This window comes from Mycobacterium kiyosense (genome assembly GCA_021654635.1).
Taxonomy (GTDB): domain Bacteria; phylum Actinomycetota; class Actinomycetes; order Mycobacteriales; family Mycobacteriaceae; genus Mycobacterium; species Mycobacterium kiyosense.
In genome coordinates, this window is record AP025179.1 from 823501 (window position 1) to 840643 (window position 17143).

Here is a 17143-nt window from a genome sequence, read left to right on the forward strand (position 1 = left end):
GGTAAACCCGAGGAGCACTACGAGGAGGGGACAGGGACCACCGCCATGAGCCTGGACAAAGAGTTGATGCCGGTGCCCGACGGTCACCCCGATGTGTTCGACCGCGAATGGCCGCTGCGCGTAGGCGACATCGACCGGACCGGGCGGCTGCGGCTGGACGCCGCGTGCCGGCACATCCAGGACATCGGCCAGGACCAGTTGCGGGAGCTGGGTTTCGAGGAGACCCACCCGCTGTGGATCGTCCGGCGCACCATGGTCGACCTGATCCGGCCCATCGAGTTTCAGGACATGCTGCGGTGTCGGCGCTGGTGTTCGGGTACCTCGAACCGGTGGTGCGAGATGCGGGTGCGGATCGACGGCCGCAAGGGCGGCTTGATCGAGTCCGAGGCGTTCTGGATCCATGTCAACAAGGAGACCGAGATGCCGGCGCGCATCGCCGACGACTTCCTGGCCGGTTTGCACAAGACCACGTCGGTGGAGCGGCTGCGCTGGAAGGGTTACCTGAAACCGGGCAGCCGGGACGACGCGGCCGAGATCCACGAGTTTCCGGTCCGGGTCACCGACATCGACCTGTTCGACCACATGAACAACTCGGTCTACTGGAGTGTGGTCGAGGACTACCTGGCTTCCCACACCGAGCTGATGAACGGCCCACTGCGGGTGACCATCGAGCACGAGGCGCCCGTCGCGCTGGGCGACAAGCTGGAGATCATCTCCCACGTCCACCCGGCCGGTTCCACCGACAAGTTCGGTCCCGGGCTGGCCGACCGGACTGTTACAACGCTCACATATGCGGTTGGCGACGAGACGAAAGCGGTCGCCGCGCTGTTCGCTCTCTAACAGTACGAGCGTCCCGTTAAAGCGTCCGTGACCTGCGGATTTGGGGTTACTGACCGGTAGCTTCTGAACCGGTTCAGTTCGTTGCCGCCTTCGCAATATTCGCAAAATGACCACAAGTCATAGCCGAAATTCGCAAGTGAAATGGGTGGACCAGCAGGAATGGGCTATGCCAAGGTCGTGTTAGCACACGAGTGAAGTCGAGGCTGGCACACCGCCGGGCAGCGGTCGCGGCCTCGAAAGATTCGGCAACGCAATCACCGGTAAGGAGCCGTCCAATGTCTGTCGTTGGAACCCCCAAGAGCGCTGAGCAGATCCAGCACGACTGGGACCACAACCCCCGCTGGAAGGGTGTCACCCGCACCTACACCCCCGCAGGACGTCGTCGCGCTGCAAGGCCACGTCGTCGAGGAGCACACCCTGGCCCGCCGCGGCGCAGAGGTGCTCTGGGAGCAACTGCACGAGATGGACTTCGTCAACGCGCTCGGTGCGCTGACCGGCAACATGGCCGTACAGCAGGTCCGCGCCGGCCTCAAGGCCATCTACCTGTCCGGTTGGCAGGTCGCCGGTGACGCGAACCTGTCCGGCCCACACCTACCCCGACCAGAGCCTCTACCCGGCCAACTCGGTCCCGCAGGTGGTGCGCCGGATCAACAACGCGCTGCTGCGCGCCGACGAGATCGCCAAGATTGAGAACGACCGCTCGGTGGACAACTGGCTGGCCCCGATCGTGGCCGACGGTGAGGCCGGCTTCGGCGGTGCCCTCAACGTCTACGAGCTGCAGAAGGCGATGATCGCCGCCGGTGTCGCCGGTTCGCACTGGGAGGACCAGCTGGCCTCGGAGAAGAAGTGCGGCCACCTCGGTGGCAAGGTGCTGATCCCCACCCAGCAGCACATCCGCACGTTGACGTCTGCCCGGCTCGCGGCTGACGTGGCCGGTGTCCCCACCGTCGTCATCGCGCGGACCGACGCCGAGGCCGCCACGCTGATCACCTCCGACGTCGACGAGCGGGACCGCCCGTTCATCACCGGCGAGCGCACCAACGAGGGCTTCTACCGGGTCAAGAACGGCCTCGAGCCCTGCATCGCCCGCGCCAAGGCCTACGCGCCGTACGCCGACCTGATCTGGATGGAGACCGGCACCCCGGACCTGGAGCTGGCCCGCAAGTTCGCCGAGGGCGTCAAGAGCGAGTTCCCCGACCAGCTGCTGGCCTACAACTGCTCGCCGTCGTTCAACTGGCGCAAGCACCTCGACGACGACACCATCGCGAAGTTCCAGAAGGAACTCGGTGCGATGGGCTTCAAGTTCCAGTTCATCACGCTGGCCGGCTTCCACGCCCTGAACTACTCGATGTTCGATCTGGCCCACGGCTACGCCCGCAGGCAGATGAGCGCCTACGTCGAGTTGCAGGAGCGCGAGTTCGCCGCCGAGGAGCGCGGCTACACCGCCACCAAGCACCAGCGCGAGGTCGGTGCGGGGTACTTCGACCGCATCGCCACCACGGTGGACCCCACTTCGTCCACGACGGCGCTGGCCGGCTCGACCGAAGAGGGCCAGTTCCACTGATCCGGTAGTTCGCCGAGCAGAGTCTGCTCGTGCGGGAAGGCCAGTGGCGAGCCGGGCGACCCCCGGTTCGCGCTGAAGTAGCATAGGCCCCGCCCGGTCACCCTGGGCGGGGCCTATTGCGGTGCAAGATAATTCGGGCGACGGAGATGACAGTGAGCGATGCAGCAATCCAGCGGGTAGGAGTGGTCGGGGCCGGGCAGATGGGTTCCGGGATCGCCGAGGTGTCGGTGCGGGCCGGTGTCGCGGTGACGGTGTTCGAGACCACCGACGCATTGATCACCGCAGGCCGCAACCGCATCGTCAAGTCGCTGGAACGCGGCGTCAGCGCGGGCAAGGTCACCGAGCGCGAACGCGACCGCGCCCTGGACCTGCTGACCTTCACCACCGACCTCAGTGACCTGGCCGACCGGCAACTGGTCATCGAGGCCATCATCGAAGACGAGTCGGTCAAGGCCGGCGTCTTCGCCGAGCTGGACCGGGTGATCACCGACCCCGATGCGGTACTGGCGTCGAACACGTCGAGCATCCCGATCATGAAGCTCGCCGCCGCCACCGAGAACCCGAAGCGGGTGCTGGGCCTGCACTTCTTCAATCCGGTCCCGGTGCTGCCGCTGGTGGAGTTGGTCAGCACCCTGGTCACCGACGAAGGCGCCCTGGCCCGCACCGAGCAGTTCGCCAGCGGGGTGCTGGGCAAGCAGGTGGTGCGCTGCTCGGACCGTTCGGGCTTCGTGGTCAACGCCCTGCTGGTGCCCTACCTGCTGTCCGCCATCCGCATGGTGGAGGCGGGCTTCGCCACCGTCGCGGACGTCGACAAGGCCGTTGTCGCGGGGCTGTCCCACCCGATGGGCCCGCTGCGGCTCTGCGACCTCGTCGGCCTGGACACCCTCAAGCTGATCGCGGACAAGCTCTACGAAGAATTCAAGGAGCCGCACTACGGAGCGCCGCCGCTACTGCTGCGGATGGTGGAGGCGGGAATGCTGGGCAAGAAATCCGGTCAGGGTTTCTATACCTACTGAAGCCGCGCAGGTCGGGCGCCGGCCTGTCCAGCCGAATGGGGTAATATTCCGGCGTTCAACATAGGAGAGGCGCCCGGCAAGCATGGCAGACTTGAGGCCGTTTTACGAAGAGTCGCAATCCATTTACGACGTTTCCGATGAATTCTTTGCCCTATTTCTAGACCCGACGATGGCGTACACTTGCGCCTACTTCGAGCGCGACGACATGACCCTCGAGGAAGCGTCCAATGCCAAGTTCGACCTGGCGTTGGGCAAGCTCAACCTCGAACCCGGCATGACGCTGCTCGACATCGGCTGTGGCTGGGGCGGCGCGCTGCAGCGGGCGATCGAGAAGTTCGACGTGAACGTGATCGGGATTACCCTGAGCCGCAACCAATTCGAGTACAGCAAGAAGCGGCTGGCGACGATTCCCACCGAACGCACCATCGAGGTGCGTCTGCAAGGGTGGGAAGAGTTCGACGACAAGGTCGACCGGATCGTCAGCATCGGCGCCTTCGAGGCGTTCAAATTGGAACGCTACGGCGCTTTCTTCGAACGGACCTACGACATTCTGCCCGACGACGGCCGGATGTTGCTGCACACGATTCTGGCCTACACGCAGAAGCAGCAGTTCGAGCGGGGAGTCTCGGTCACCATGACCGATCTGCGATTCATGCGCTTCATCGGAACGGATATCTTCCCGGGCGGTCAGTTGCCGGCGCAGGAGGATATTCCGAAATTCGCCGGCGACGCCGGATTCACGCTCGAACGGTCCAATTGTTGCGTGAGCACTACGCTCGCACCTTGCAGATATGGGCAGAGAACCTCGAGGCGAACAAAGACCAGGCCATCGAGATCCAGTCGCAGGAAATCTACGACAAGTACATGTACTACCTCACCGGATGCGAGAATTTCTTCCGCAAGGGTATCTGCAACGTGGGCCAGTTCACCCTGGTCAAGTGACCGCGCCGGTGGCTCGTCGAGCGGGCGTCACCACAAATTGAGAGATCGTCCGGCGCTGCAGAACTGCCGCTATTCCGGCGAAATGGGCGCAGGCCCGCGATCTTTCTGCTATGTCACACATATGAAGCTATCGGGCACTTCACATGAAACTCCTAACTATCTCCCAATGCGCTACCTGGCCGCGGCAACCGTGCTCGCCGGCCTTGTCGGCCTTGCTGCCGGCACAGTAGGTACAGCTCGGGCCGATACAACGATGAGCGGCCATTACACCTGGACGACGACCTCCCCGCAGGGCAGTACGAGCAGCGGCGATTTCTACTTCACGCCCTGCGGCGACGGATGCGCCTCAGCAGCACTCACAGCGGGTGGGCCGTCCGTTGGGCAGGCCAAGTTGGTCAACGGGCAATGGGTGATGAACGGCACCTGGCCCCAACGCTGCAGCGACGGTAGTACCACCGGACTGCCCTACGTGGACACGTGGGATCCGGTCACCCTGGCAGGCACCGAAACGATAACCTTCACCAGCACGGCGTGCGGTGCAACGGTGGGGTCCCAACAGGTGAGCAAACTGCAGTACACGCAAGCCGGGTCCTGACGCACACCCTGCGGCAGGATGGGGGCGGCTACTTCACCAGCGTGAACTGGTCGACGTCGGTGTAGCCCTGGCGGAACAGCTTGGCGCATCCCGTCAAGTACTTCATGTACCGGTGGTAGACCTTCTCGGACTGGATCGCGATGGCCTTCTCCTGCTCGAGCTCCAGCGCCGCCGCCCAGGTCTCCAAGGTGCGCGCATAGTGCAGCTGCAACGACTGGATGCGCTGCACCTTGAAGCCGGCCGCCTCGCTGTACTCCTGGACCGTGGGAACCGTCGGCAGGTCACCACCGGGGAAGATCTCGGCCAGGATGAACTGGCTGAAATGCACGATTTCGCGAGTCAACGGCAAGCCCTTGGCCCTGGCTTCGCGCATCGTCGGGCGCACGATGGTGTGTAGCAGCATGACGCCGTCGGTGGGCAGCACCTCGTACGCCAGCTTGAAGAAGCGCTTGTAGCGGTGGCGGCCGAAGTGCTCGAACGCGCCGATCGAGACGATGCGGTCGACGGGCTCGTGGAACTTCTCCCAGCCCTCCAGCAGCACCCGTCTGCTCCGGGGACTGTCCAGCTCGTCGAACGTCTGCTGCACATGGGCGGCCTGATTGGCCGACAAGGTCAGGCCGACGACGTTCACGTCGTACTTCTCCACGGCGCGGCGCATCGTGGCGCCCCAACCGCATCCGACGTCGAGCAACGTCATCCCGGGCTCGAGCCCAAGCTTGCCCAGGGCCAGGTCGATCTTGGCGAGCTGCGCCTCTTCCAGCGTCATGTCATCGCGCTCGAAGTAGGCGCAGCTGTAAGTCTGAGTGGGGTCGAGGAAGAGCCGGAAGAACTCGTCGGACAGATCGTAATGCGCCTGCACGTTGCCGAAATGTGGCGTGAGCTGCACGGCCATCCGATTTTCTGCCTTTCACTCGGTGGGCGGTGCCGGACGATCCTGACGGCATCGCAGGCACCACTGCCGACGCACCCCATGCATGCTAGCCGTTGTGACTGGGCGCGGTCGCCGGTCGTTCCGCCGCCCAGCCGGTGATCCGGAGTGCTTACTGCGGATTCGCGTCCCCGTCGAGCTGATTCCAGGCCGGCACGATCGGCGAGGGGATGCGGCTCGGCCCGGAATTTCTCCAGCGATCCGCCGGCCTCGACAATGCCGCACAACGCGCTCCAGCTCAGCATGGTCAGGTAGTCGATCAGCTCGTCGCTGCTCATCCGCGGGTCCGACATCCACGAGTGGGTGGCCAGCTGCACTACTCCGCCGACGATCAGGTACGCCCACGGTTCCACGCCGCCGGTGTCCATTCCGACTTCCCGCATCCGCCGCCGCAGCATCACCGCGATCATGCGGGCGATGATCCGTTCGGAGTCGGCGATCACCTTGCTCTTGCTGCCCGAGCTGTTGGCCATCACGAACCCGTACGGTTCGGGTTCGGCCGCCATCGTTTCGACGTAGACTCGGATGACTTCGCGGGTCAGGTCGTAGCCGTCCAGGTTCGACGACAATGCCGCCGCCATGTTGGGAATCAGGGTGGTCTGCGCGAAGCGCATCATCACGGCCGTCGTCAGGTCATTCTTGTCGACGAAGTAGCGGTAGAGCACCGTCTTGGACACCCCGATCTCGGCGGCGATCTCGTCCATGCTCAGAAAGCGGCTCTGTCGGCGGATCGCCTCGATGGTGCCGTCTACCAATTCATTGCGCCGGTCCACCTTGTGCTGGTGCCAGCGCCGTTTGCGACCGTCGGTCTTGGGGATGCGAGCCGGAATGAGCTGAGCCACTTTCGCCGATTTCCATTCGTCCAGACGCACCGATGATACGGCGTGGGACCGCCCGGCAAGCGGGATGTGCCGACGGGTGTGAGGGCTCCGACCAGTGTGGGTAACACTAACCGGTGGCGGCGATGGCGGATGATGATGTTGTGGTGACACAGGATCGAACGGTGCGATGACGCAGGATCGAACGGTGCGATGACGCACAGGGTTGACGGAGCGGGCGCGCACCCTGGGCGGGGTGCGGACGCGCAGCCGGTCGCGAGCCGCCCGACCGGCACGTCTTTTGCCGAATCGTTCGCCGGGGCCGACCCCGGGGCCGACGCCGAACGCCGCACCGCGCTGCGCCGGATGAAAGCGGTGGCGCTGGGTTTCCTGGTCGGCGCTACCGTCGTCTTTCTCGTCTGCCGCTGGGCCAACATGCACGGGACGGCTCCGGCGTGGGTCGGCTACGTGGGCGCGGCGGCCGAGGCGGGGATGGTGGGTGCCCTGGCGGACTGGTTCGCGGTGACGGCACTGTTCAAGCACCCGCTGGGCATTCCGATCCCGCACACCGCGATCATCAAGCGCAAGAAAGATCAGCTCGGGGAGGGGCTGGGCACCTTCGTGCGGGAGAATTTCCTGTCGCCGGAGGTGGTGGAGACCAAGCTGCGCGACGCGCAGGTGCCGAGCCGGCTGGGCAAGTGGCTCGCCGAACCCGCGCACGCCCAGCGGGTGGCCGCGGAGACGGCGACGGTGCTGCGGGTGCTGGTGGAGTTGCTGCGCGACGAGGACGTCCAGCAGGTGATCGACCGGATGATCGTGCGGCGCATCGCCGAACCGCAGTGGGGTCCGCCGGTGGGCCGGGTGTTGCAGACGCTGCTGGCCGAGAACCGACAGGAAGCGCTGATTCAGCTGCTGGCCGACCGGGCATTCCAGTGGTCGCTGAACGCCGGCGTGGTGATCCAGCGGGTGGTGGAGCGCGACTCGCCGACGTGGTCGCCGCGGTTCGTCGACCATCTCGTGGGCGATCGCATCCACCGTGAGCTGATGGATTTCACCGACAAGGTCCGGCGCAACCCCGACCACGAGCTGCGTCGGTCGGCGACCCGGTTCCTGTTCGAATTCGCCGACGACCTGCAGAACGACCCGGACACCATCGCGCGGGCCGACGCGGTCAAAGAGCAGCTGATGGCGCGCGAAGAGGTGGCCAACGCGGCCAAGACGGCGTGGGCGACGCTCAAACGTCTGGTGCTCGAGGGCGTCGACGACCCGTCCAGCGCGCTGCGCACCCGGGTTGCCGACGCGGTGATCCGGATCGGGGAATCGTTACGCGACGACGCCGATCTTCGCGACAAGGTGGACGGTTGGATGGTTCGTGCGGCCCAACACCTGGTCTCCCAATATGGGGTGGAGATCACAGCGATCATTACCGAGACGATCGAGCGCTGGGACGCCGCGGAAGCCAGCCGCCGCATCGAGCTCCATGTGGGCCGTGACCTGCAATTTATCCGGATCAACGGGACGGTCGTGGGGTCGCTGGCGGGGCTGGTGATCTACACGGTGGCGCAACTGCTGTTCTGAGGGAGGCGTCACAAGCGCTTGCAAAAGCAAGCACACGTTCGTACCCTGGTGGTCGTAAGCAAACACCCGACGCTGGGAGTAGCAACTGATGTCGCCGGAGGAAAAGCTGGGCGCCAAGGTGTCCACAAAAGCCTCTGACGTGGCCTCCGACATCGGCAGCTTCATCCGGTCGCAGCGCGAGCTGGCCCAGGTCTCGATGCGGCAGCTTGCCGAACGGTCCGGTGTCAGCAACCCATACCTGAGCCAGGTGGAGCGGGGACTGCGCAAGCCGTCCGCGGACGTGCTGGCGCAGATCGCGAAGGCGTTGCGGGTGTCCGCGCAGATCCTCTACGTGCGTGCGGGGATGCTCGAGCCCAGCGAGACCAGCCAGGTACGGGACGCCATCGTCACCGACACGGCCATCACCGAGCGTCAAAAGCAGGTTCTGCTGGACACCTACGCATCGTTCGTCCAGGAGAACGAAGCTGACCGTGAGGAGTGTCCCATCGAACCCGGCAGAGAAGCTTGATCCACCCCCTAGCGCCGACGCCGGCCTTGTGTCCGCACCGGACACCACCCCGGGTCCATCCGCCGGCCGCCGATCTACCCGGCCGCGGCGACGACATCTCAATAGTCCCCTACCGCAAGTCCCTTATCGCACCCCGCCCGCCGACCCGACCAACCAGGAGGTTCCCGCCAGCAGCGTGCCGAGCAGGCCACGTCAATCCGCGGGTCTTGACCGCCCCTCAGCCCTCCTGACCGAAGGAGCCGCCGCTTGCACCAACTTCGCAAATTGCAGGTAGTAATCCCGATATCGAAAACAATGAGAGGAAACATCAATGGCTGACAACACCAACATCGAGGAGCTCAAGGCCCCGCTGCTGGCCGCACTGGGCGCCGCCGACCTGGCCCTGGCCACCGTGAACGACCTGATCGCCAACCTGCGCGACCGTGCCGAGGAGACCCGCACCGACACCCGCAGCCGAGTCGAGGAGACGCGCAGCAGCCTGCGTGAGCGTGCCGAGGAGAGCCGTGCCCGGCTGAGCAAGCTGCAGGAGGACCTGCCCGAGCAGCTGACCGAGCTGCGCGAGCGCTTCACCTCCGAGGAGCTGCGCAAGGCGGCCGAGGGCTACCTCGAGGCCGCCACCACCCGCTACAACGAGCTGGTCGAGCGCGGCGAGGCCGCCTTGGAGCGGCTGCGCAGCCAGTCCGCGTTCGAGGACGCGTCGGCGCGTGCCGAGGGCTACGTGGACCAGGCCGTCGAGCTGACCCAGGAGGCGCTGGGCACCGTGGCGTCGCAGACCCGCGCCGTCGGCGAGCGCGCCGCCAAGCTGGTCGGCATCGAGCTGCCCAAGAAGGCCGAGGAGACCGCCGCGGCGGCGCAGAAGACCGTCGCCAAGAAGGCCGCTCCGGCCAAGAAGGCCGCCCCCGCCAAGAAGGCGCCGGCCGCCAAGAAGGCCCCGGCCAAGAAGGTCACCCAGAAGTAGTCGCGGCTCCCCGCCGCACCAAGTGACGATCGACTCCGGGCCGCCCCGGGACACTCCCGCGGGCGGCTCGGAGTCGACGTTTCTGCGCAGCCCCGCCTAGTCTTAGGGGCGTGCACGTAGTGAACGCCGTCATGGTCGTCTTGCAGATCGCCCTCACCCTGATGGCGGTGTACGCGTTCGTGCATGCCGCGATGCAACGAGCCGACGCCTACACCGCAGCCGAAAAGCTGACCAAGCCGGTCTGGTTGCTGATCCTCGGCGGCGCGGTGGCCCTGACATCGGTCCTGGCCTTCGTGTTCCAGATCATGGGACTGGCGGTGGCCGCGGTGGCGGCCGGCGTCTATCTGGTCGACGTGCGGCCCAAGCTGCTCGAAGTGCAGGGCAAGTCCCGCTAGCGGATGAAGCTTCTGCTGTGCGCGCCGGTAGCGGCGTTGGTTGCGCTGCTGGGCGCGGCGCCCGCGCCCGCCGACCCGGGGACGGCGGACACCGTCGGTGTGTCTCGTCAGCCGCCGTTCGTCGACCACACCGAATGGGTGTACTGGGGCCGGCTGCCCAGTCTGCGCGTGTATCCCACACCGGCGGCGCGCGCCGTATCCCGGGACACGGGAACCCAGGGTGCCGCTGAGGAGGCCTGGGCGGAGGTGCTGGCACGATCTCCCGACGCCCACACCCCCGGTATGTGGGAGCAGTTCCTCTGTCATTGGCGCTTCGCCGAGTTCGCCCGACCCGGCAAGACCAGCTGGAACCTGGAACCGTGGCGGCCCGTGGTGGACGATGCGCAGATGATCGCGGCCTCGTGCAACCCCGGCGGCCCGGAGGAGACGTTCTGATGCCCACGAACCTGACCCGCAGCCGGCTGGCCGCCCTGGTCGACCACACCCTGCTCAAACCCGAAGCCACCCGCGCCGAAGTGGCGGCACTGGTCGCCGAAGGCGCCGAACTCGGCGTCTACGCCGTCTGCGTCTCGCCGTCGATGGTGCCGGCCGCGGCAACCGTCGCCGAGGTGCGCATCGCCGCCGTGGCCGGATTCCCGTCCGGCAAACACCTACCCGAGATCAAGGCGCGAGAAGCGGCTGCCGCGCTGGCCGCCGGCGCCGCCGAGATCGACATGGTCATCGACGTCGGTGCGGCGCTGGCCGGCGACTTCGCAGCCGTGCAGGCCGACATCGCGGCGGTGCGCGAGGCGACCGGCGGCTCCGTGCTGAAGGTGATCGTGGAGTCGGCTGTGCTGCTGGGGCAGGGCGACGAGCACACGCTGACCGCGGTATGCCGTGCCGCCGAAGACGCCGGAGCCGACTTCGTCAAGACTTCGACCGGGTTCCACCCGGCCGGCGGGGCCAGCGTGCGCGCCGTGGAGCTGATGAGCGCCACGGTGGGCGGCCGGCTGGGGGTCAAGGCCAGCGGCGGCATCCGCACCGCGGCCGACGCGATCGCCATGATCGACGCCGGCGCCACCCGGCTGGGCCTGTCCGGCACCCGAGCCGTGCTGGACGGCCTCGACAGCTGAGTGCGTTCAGCTCACAGGTCGGCGAAGCAGGGATCGGTCTGACCGGCCGGGATGGTCGCGTTGCGGGAGGAGAAGTGGCCGACCACGCCGCTGTCGGTGACCTGCACGCTGTCCGCCTGAATGCCCAACGGCAGTTTCTTGTTCAGGCTCGTCGTGTAGTCGTCGAGCGACGATTGGATCAACTCCCGGGGCAGCTTGCCGAACAGCGTGTTGAACGTGACTATCTGCAGCTTGAGGGTGCCGTTGACCACCGACGGTTTGGCGACGATGTCGTTGACCATGCCCTTCAACTCCACGGTGTTGTCCTTGGGGTGGGTGGTCACGCTGGACGTCACGAAGTCACCCACGACCGGGATCGAGTTCTGCACCGTCTGTCTGATGCCGTCGGTGCTCCAGGTGACGGTGGCGTCGATCGCGCCGATGGTGCCTTTGGAGTCGGCGGTGTTGTCGAGCTTGATATCGGAGATGTTGAGCTGCAGCTTCATCCCTTTGGCGTCGCGCAGGTTGTTGCCGGCCGTCTCGATGCTGATGTTGGTGTAGTGATCGGTGATCACCTGCCAGGTCACCAGCGGCGTTACCCCGAACTTCGCGGTGGCCTGGTCCTGGGCGACGCACGCCGTGGCGGCCGCGATCTTGTTGGTCGCCTTGTTGCGGATGTAGAGCTCGACGCCGATCGCGGCGGACACCAGCAAGGCGAGCACGATGACCAGGATCAACACCACGTAGGACGCAGCGAACCCGAAGATGCGCCGCCGCTTGCGCGTCTCGTCCTGGTCCTTCGGCGTGGTCAGCGGCGTCGTCGCAGCGCCGGGCTGTTTGGGCGGCGCTTGGTCGGCGCCCCGCTGGGTGTAGGCGCCGGCCGCGGTCGGTGGCTGCGCGGGCTGCGTCGGCTGCCCGGGCGGCGGCTGACCGGCGCCCGGCTGCTGCGGGCGGCCCGATCCGGGCCGCAACTGCTCGGTGGGACTTTCACCGGGCGCCGGAGGCCGGCCGAGTGGGCTCTGGTTGCCGGGACCGGGACGCCCCCACCGGGGGTCATTCGGTGGGCCTTGCGGGGTGGTCACTCTCGAGATTCTGCCTTATCAATTCGGAGAAAGCTCGAGCGGTTACGCAGCACCGCGATGTTGTCCCGGGCCGCGGCCACCTTGTCGAGGTCGACGTCGGCGATCACCAGCTCGGGCTGTGCGCCCGCGGCCGCCACCACCTCGCCGAACGGGGAGGCCACCAGGCTCCCGCCGACACCGGTGGGGGCCCGGGAGTCGCTGATCTTGCCGCCCGGGTCGGCCTGGCCGGCGGCGGCGACGTAACAGCTGGAATCCACCGCCCGGGCGCGGGCCAGCAGCGTCCACTGCTCGAGTTTGCCCGGGCCCGAACCCCAGGACGCGCACACCGCGATCAGCTGGGCGCCGCGGTCGGCGAGCTCGGTGTACAGCGCAGGGAACCGGACGTCGTAGCACGTCGTCAACCCCACCCCGACGCCGTCGACGGTTACGACCACCGGTTCACGGCCCGGCGCGACGGTGCGCGACTCGGTGAAGCCGAACGCGTCGTAGAGGTGGATCTTGTCGTAGCGGGTGAGTGGCTGGTCGCCGGGGCCGGCCGCGATCAGCGTGTTCGTCACGCGCCCGTCGCCGGCCGGGGCGAACATGCCGGCGATGACGGTGACGCCGGCGTCGGCCGCGATCCGGCGGACACCGTCGGCCCAGGGCCCGTCGACCGGCTCGGCAATCGGACCGAGCGGAACCCCGAAGCGGCACATGGTCGCTTCGGGGAACACCACCAGCTTCGCCCCGGCAGCGGCGGCCCGCTCCGCGTACTCGCGCACCAGCTGCAGGTTTGCCGACGGATCGGTGCCACTGAGGATCTGCGCCAGGGCGATGCGCAGCGGGACGGAGCGCGGCTCAGGCATTTTTCGCCATCCACTGCGAGGTGTAGCGCTGTTCCACGTTGATCAGTTCGGGCAGCTGGGAACCGATGAGGTGCTCCAACTTCCCCCCGATCAGCGGGACACGCACCTGCACGGTCATGTTCGCGGTCAGCCGGGACCCGCCGGACTCGGTGTGCGGAGACAGGACCGCGGTTCCCCAGATGCTCACCGGTGCGTCCAGCAGCCAGCCGCGGATGGAGGCCGTCGCGACGCCGTCGTGAATCGGGCCCCAGCTTTCCTCCCGGCGGATGCACAGGTCGCCGCGATGCAACTGGGTCACCAGGGCCGGAAGGTTCTGCCGATACACGCGCTGCAGGGTGACCACCGCGACGGCGGCGTCGGCACCGGCCTCTGCGCCGACCCGTAATTCCTCGACTGCCGCGAGGTCGGTCGGCACCTCCGCCAGCCGGCCCACCCAATACTGCTCTTCGTGGAAAGCCCGGTGAATGTCCTCCACGCTGCCCTCGTAGACGGCCGACATGTCGAATGAACGCGGCATGACTGGCACGCTACCGTTACGGGCCAGGAATCGGAGCTTATGAAACAAGGACGGGTCGGTTCGTTGTTCGCCGGTGCGCGGGTCACCGAGGCGGTGCCGTTGGCTCCGTTGACCACCTTGCGGGTGGGACCGGTGGCGCGGCGCGTAATCACCTGTGGCAGTACCGATGAGGTGATCGCGGTGATGCGGCAGCTCGACACGCAAAGCCACGCTGATGCCGGTCCGGTGCTGGTTCTCGCCGGCGGCTCCAACGTGGTGATCGGTGGCGGTCTGCCGGATCTGACGGTGGTGCGGCTGGCCAACGACGGAGTCGTCGTCGACGGCAACCTGGTGCGCGCGCAAGCCGGCGCGGTGTGGGACGACGTGGTGCTGCGGTCCATCGAGCAGGGGCTGGGCGGGCTGGAATGCCTGTCCGGCATCCCGGGTTCGGCGGGGGCCACCCCGGTGCAGAACGTCGGCGCCTACGGCGTGGAGGTTTCCGACCGCATCACCCGGGTGCGGCTGCTGGATCGAAGCACCGGCGAGGTGCGCTGGGCGGCGGCCGAGGAGCTGCGGTTCGGGTATCGCAGCAGCGTGCTCAAGCGGGCCGACGGGCTGCAGCTGCCGGCCGTCGTGCTGGAGGTGGAGTTCGCGCTCGACCCGTCGGGGCGCAGCGCCCCGCTGCGCTACGGCGAACTGACCGCCGCGCTGGGGGGCCGCCAGCGGCGAGCGGGGCGATCCGCGTGCCGTCCGCGCGGCCGTGCTGGACCTGCGAGCCCGCAAGGGCATGGTGCTCGACGCGGCCGATCACGACACCTGGAGCGTGGGGTCGTTCTTCACCAACCCGGTGGTGTCGCAGCCGCAGTACGAGCGGTTGGCCGCCGTCACCGACGGGCCGGTGCCGCACTATCCGGCACCGGACGGCGTCAAGCTGGCCGCCGGGTGGCTGGTGGAACGGGCCGGATTCGGCAAGGGATACCCCGGCGAAAATGCACCCTGCCGGCTCTCGACGAAACATGCGCTGGCATTGACCAACCGGGGCGCGGCGACCGCGGAGGACGTGATGCTACTGGCCCGCACCGTGCGAGACGGGGTTCGTGATGTGTTCGGTTTCACACTGAAACCCGAACCTGTCCTGGTCGGGTGCGTCCTGTAGCTGCCCGTTTGGTGCCCAAACGGCGCTGCCGCGTGTCTTTGCGGTGCGGGATAGGGTGTTTGGCCCGGTATCTTTGGTTGTCGTGACCCCTCCCAGCGCCCCTCGAAGTCCAGGGCCGATCAATCGGCGCGCGGCTTTGGCGGCACTCGGGCTCGGGGTGTTCGCGCCGAGCGTGCTCGCCGCGTGTGGCGGCAAAAACACCCCGCAGGCCGAGAAGAAGGCGCCGCCGGCGGCGAAGCTGACCTTTCAGCCCGCCGACGCCACCCAGGACGTGGTGCCGATCGCGCCGATCAGCGTCACCGTCGCCGACGGCTGGTTTCAGCGGGTCGCGCTGACGAACTCGGCGGGCAAGCCGGTGGCCGGCACGTTCAACCAGGACCGCACCGTCTTCATGACCACCGAGCCGCTGGGCTACGACTCCACCTACACCTGGACCGGGTCGGCGGTCGGGCACGACGGCAAGGCCATCCCGGTGGCGGGCAAGCTCACCACGGTGACGCCGAAGAAGAAGATCGACGGCGGGTTCCAGCTGGCCGACGGCCAGACCGTCGGCGTCGCAGCACCGATCATCATTCAGTTCGACGCGCCGATCAGCGACAAGGCCGCCGTCGAGCGGGCGTTGACGGTGCGGACCAATCCGCCGGTGGAAGGCAGCTGGGCCTGGCTGCCCGACGAAGCCAAGGGCGCCCGCGTGCACTACCGGCCGCGCGAGTACTACCCGGCCGGCACCACCGTCAGCGTCGACGCCAAGCTCTACGGCCTGCCGTTCGGCGACGGCGCGTACGGCGCGCAGGATTTCTCGCTGAACATCCAGATCGGGCGCCGGCAGGTGGTCAAGGCCGAGGTCTCCTCGCACCGCATCCAGGTCGTCACCGATGCCGGGGTCATCATGGACTTCCCGTGCAGCTACGGCGAGGCCGACAAAGCGCGCAACGTCACCCGCAACGGCATCCACGTGGTCACCGAGAAGTACTCCGACTTCTATATGTCCAATCCGGCGGCGGGCTACAGCAACGTGCACGAGCGGTGGGCGGTGCGGATCTCCAACAACGGCGAGTTCATCCACGCGAACCCGTCCAGCGCCGGCGCGCAGGGCAACAGCAACGTCACCAACGGCTGCATCAACCTGTCCACCTCCGACGCCGCCGAGTACTTCCAGACCGCGATCTACGGCGACCCGGTCGAGGTGACCGGCAGCACGATCCAGTTGTCCTACTCCGACGGCGACATCTGGGACTGGGCCGTGGACTGGGACACCTGGGTGGGCATGTCGGCGCTGCCGCCGCCTGCCGCGCACCCGCCGGGCACCCAGATCCCGGTCACCGCACCGGCCACGCCGCCCAACGCGCCGACGCTGTCGGGCACGCCCACCACCACCACGTCGCCGACGAGCACGTCTTCGACGTCCCCGTCGACTAGTTCTGGGCCTGGTGGTTGAACCTTCGGGTCGCTGAGGCCTGGTCGCGGGGCCGGATGATGATCTGGTCCAGGTTCACGTGCGACGGCCGCGAAGCCACGAATCCGATCACCTCGGCGACGTCGGCGGCCACCAGCGGGGTCATCCCGGCGTAGACGGCATCCGCGCGCTGCTGGTCGCCGTCGAACCGGACCAGCGAGAATTCCGTCTCGACCGCACCGGGCGCGATCTCGGTGAGCCGCACCGGCTTGCCCAGCAGCTCCCCGCGCAGCGTGCGGTGCAGCGCGCCCTGGGCGTGCTTGGCCGCCGTGTAGCCCGCGCCGCCGTCGTAAATCTCAAGGGCCGCAATGGAAGTCACCGTGACTATCAGGCCGTCGCCGGATTCGATCAGCTTGGGCAGCAGTGCGCGGGTGACTCGCAGCGTGCCCAGTACGTTGGTCTCCCACATCCAACCGCCAATGCTGCAGGTCGGCTTGGGCAACCGGGGCCAGGCCTTTCGCGCCACCGGCGTTGTTGACCAGCACGTCCACCCGGTCCAGCCGCTCGGCCAGCGCCGCCACATCGTCGTCCGATGTGACGTCAGCCACAATCGGGGTGCCGCCGATCTCGGCGGCCAGCGCATTGAGGCGGTCCGCGCGGCGTGCCACGACAACTACGTGAAACCCTTGGGCGGCAAGCGTTTTCGCGGTAGCCGCGCCGATTCCGGAGCTCGCTCCGGTGACCACCGCGACTCGTCTCGGCGCTTCGGGGGAACTCACCAGGACAACTGTAATAAACGTGCTAAGTTTTCGGTGTGTACTGCAGCGCCTTGTTCGGCACCACGACCGCGTGTCTCCACGCGGGCGCGTGTTGTTGTCGCGCACTTTGCCGCGCCTGAACTGACGCAAGTCGGGGTGCGGCCAGGGACCCGGCCA

At 67.1% G+C, this 17143-nt stretch carries 14 protein-coding genes and 5 pseudogenes; 13 read left to right on the forward strand and 6 right to left on the reverse strand.

Translation table 11 applies throughout. From position 1 onward, the window contains the following. Nucleotides 1-45 precede the first annotated feature (45 nt). The 5 genes and pseudogenes from L6444_RS03875 to L6444_RS03895 all read left to right on the forward strand — a co-directional run bounded on the left by L6444_RS03875 (nucleotide 46) and on the right by L6444_RS03895 (nucleotide 4957). A complete protein-coding gene (locus L6444_RS03875) occupies nucleotides 46-840 on the forward strand; it encodes an acyl-[acyl-carrier-protein] thioesterase (protein ID WP_236980751.1) in 795 nt (264 codons plus the stop codon). Between the two features lie 275 nt (nucleotides 841-1115). Continuing rightward, nucleotides 1116-2404 (forward strand): annotated as a pseudogene (aceA, locus tag L6444_RS03880) (isocitrate lyase). Between the two features lie 152 nt (nucleotides 2405-2556). Next, entirely contained in the window at nucleotides 2557-3420 is an 864-nt protein-coding gene (locus L6444_RS03885; protein ID WP_236980753.1) for a 3-hydroxybutyryl-CoA dehydrogenase, read from the forward strand. An 82-nt stretch (nucleotides 3421-3502) separates the two neighbouring features. After that, nucleotides 3503-4362, forward strand: a pseudogene (locus L6444_RS03890) (cyclopropane mycolic acid synthase family methyltransferase). 166 nt (nucleotides 4363-4528) lie between these two features. Beyond that, nucleotides 4529-4957 (forward strand): hypothetical protein, encoded by a 429-nt coding sequence (locus L6444_RS03895; RefSeq protein ID WP_236980756.1) that lies wholly within the window; start codon nucleotides 4529-4531, stop codon nucleotides 4955-4957. 28 nt (nucleotides 4958-4985) lie between these two features. Here L6444_RS03895 and L6444_RS03900 read toward each other — a convergent pair whose 3' ends face one another. Beyond that, nucleotides 4986-5849: a cyclopropane mycolic acid synthase family methyltransferase gene (locus L6444_RS03900; protein WP_236980758.1), complete on the reverse strand. Its 864-nt coding sequence runs from the start codon at nucleotides 5847-5849 to the stop codon at nucleotides 4986-4988. Between the two features lie 148 nt (nucleotides 5850-5997). Next, a pseudogene (locus L6444_RS03905) lies at nucleotides 5998-6727 on the reverse strand (TetR/AcrR family transcriptional regulator). Nucleotides 6728-6916: 189 nt separating this feature from the next. On the opposite strand from L6444_RS03905, the gene L6444_RS03910 reads away from it, so the two are divergent. The 6 genes from L6444_RS03910 to deoC all read left to right on the forward strand — a co-directional run bounded on the left by L6444_RS03910 (nucleotide 6917) and on the right by deoC (nucleotide 11254). After that, the gene (locus L6444_RS03910; RefSeq protein ID WP_236980760.1) at nucleotides 6917-8281 is read left to right on the forward strand and encodes a DUF445 domain-containing protein; all 1365 of its coding nucleotides are present in this window, start codon (nucleotides 6917-6919) and stop codon (nucleotides 8279-8281) included. A gap of 88 nt (nucleotides 8282-8369) precedes the next feature. After that, nucleotides 8370-8789 (forward strand): helix-turn-helix domain-containing protein, encoded by a 420-nt coding sequence (locus L6444_RS03915; protein ID WP_236980762.1) that lies wholly within the window; start codon nucleotides 8370-8372, stop codon nucleotides 8787-8789. 310 nt (nucleotides 8790-9099) lie between these two features. Further along, entirely contained in the window at nucleotides 9100-9747 is a 648-nt protein-coding gene (locus L6444_RS03920) for a heparin-binding hemagglutinin (protein WP_236980764.1), read from the forward strand. 119 nt (nucleotides 9748-9866) lie between these two features. Continuing rightward, complete coding sequence (locus L6444_RS03925) at nucleotides 9867-10142, forward strand: DUF2516 family protein (protein ID WP_255731242.1); 276 nt, start codon at nucleotides 9867-9869, stop codon at nucleotides 10140-10142. Between the two features lie 3 nt (nucleotides 10143-10145). Then, a complete protein-coding gene (locus L6444_RS03930; RefSeq protein WP_236980766.1) occupies nucleotides 10146-10577 on the forward strand; it encodes a DUF2599 domain-containing protein in 432 nt (143 codons plus the stop codon). Next, complete coding sequence (gene deoC, locus L6444_RS03935; protein ID WP_236980768.1) at nucleotides 10577-11254, forward strand: deoxyribose-phosphate aldolase; 678 nt, start codon at nucleotides 10577-10579, stop codon at nucleotides 11252-11254. The genes L6444_RS03930 and deoC overlap by 1 nt, the downstream gene beginning before the upstream one ends. An 11-nt stretch (nucleotides 11255-11265) precedes the next feature. On the opposite strand, the gene L6444_RS03940 is transcribed toward deoC, so the two are convergent. Genes L6444_RS03940 through L6444_RS03950 form a run of 3 tightly spaced genes read right to left on the reverse strand, consistent with a single transcriptional unit; the run spans nucleotide 11266 to nucleotide 13677 of the window. After that, complete coding sequence (locus L6444_RS03940) at nucleotides 11266-12315, reverse strand: LmeA family phospholipid-binding protein (RefSeq protein WP_236980770.1); 1050 nt, start codon at nucleotides 12313-12315, stop codon at nucleotides 11266-11268. Further along, complete coding sequence (locus L6444_RS03945) at nucleotides 12312-13136, reverse strand: carbon-nitrogen hydrolase family protein (protein ID WP_236983769.1); 825 nt, start codon at nucleotides 13134-13136, stop codon at nucleotides 12312-12314. Before L6444_RS03945 ends, L6444_RS03940 begins: the two co-directional genes overlap by 4 nt. 16 nt (nucleotides 13137-13152) lie before the next feature. Then, nucleotides 13153-13677, reverse strand: a complete 525-nt coding sequence (locus L6444_RS03950; protein ID WP_236980772.1) for a DUF2505 domain-containing protein — start codon at nucleotides 13675-13677, stop codon at nucleotides 13153-13155. A gap of 39 nt (nucleotides 13678-13716) precedes the next feature. Here L6444_RS03950 and L6444_RS03955 point away from each other — a divergent pair. Continuing rightward, nucleotides 13717-14812 (forward strand): annotated as a pseudogene (locus tag L6444_RS03955) (UDP-N-acetylmuramate dehydrogenase). Between the two features lie 43 nt (nucleotides 14813-14855). Next, nucleotides 14856-16250 carry a L,D-transpeptidase gene (locus L6444_RS03960; RefSeq protein WP_236980774.1) on the forward strand — a complete coding sequence of 465 codons (1395 nt, stop codon included), beginning with the start codon at nucleotides 14856-14858 and terminating at the stop codon, nucleotides 16248-16250. Here the strand turns inward: L6444_RS03960 and L6444_RS03965 are convergent. Continuing rightward, nucleotides 16228-16987: pseudogene (locus L6444_RS03965) on the reverse strand (SDR family NAD(P)-dependent oxidoreductase). The gene L6444_RS03960 and the pseudogene L6444_RS03965 sit on opposite strands and share 23 nt — an antisense overlap. Nucleotides 16988-17143: the final 156 nt, after the last annotated feature.